Here is a 272-nt window from a genome sequence, read left to right as displayed (position 1 = left end):
GACCGGGATTGTCTGTGTGATCCGGGAGAACCAGCCGATGGCCCTGGACGAGCTGACCGGCATCCGCGACACGCCGGCCATGATCGACGCACTCCGCGAGCGGTTCCCTGATCGGCGCATGACGATCTACCCGGACGCCAGCGGCAAGAGCACGCACACCAGCAACGCCAGCGTTTCGGACCTTGCTCTCTTGCGGGCCGAGCGTAACTTCCAGATCCGAGTGCCGGCGGCCAACCCTTCGATCCGAGCGCGCGTGGTCAGCGTCAATTCCA

At 65.4% G+C, this 272-nt stretch carries 1 protein-coding gene; it reads left to right on the top strand.

Going from position 1 to position 272, the window contains the following annotated elements; genetic code table 11:
• Positions 1 to 37: 37 nt before the first annotated feature.
• The coding region (locus SB660_RS20605) for a hypothetical protein (protein WP_410584201.1) at positions 38 to 272 on the top strand (235 nt) is incomplete at its 3' end.

Origin of the sequence: Bacillus sp. SIMBA_005 (assembly GCF_046535585.1) — a bacterium.
In the GTDB taxonomy this organism is placed as follows: Bacteria; Bacillota; Bacilli; order Bacillales; family Bacillaceae; genus Bacillus; species Bacillus pumilus.
Note: the sequence above shows the minus strand (reverse complement) of the source record. Positions and strands in the feature narration are given on the sequence as shown.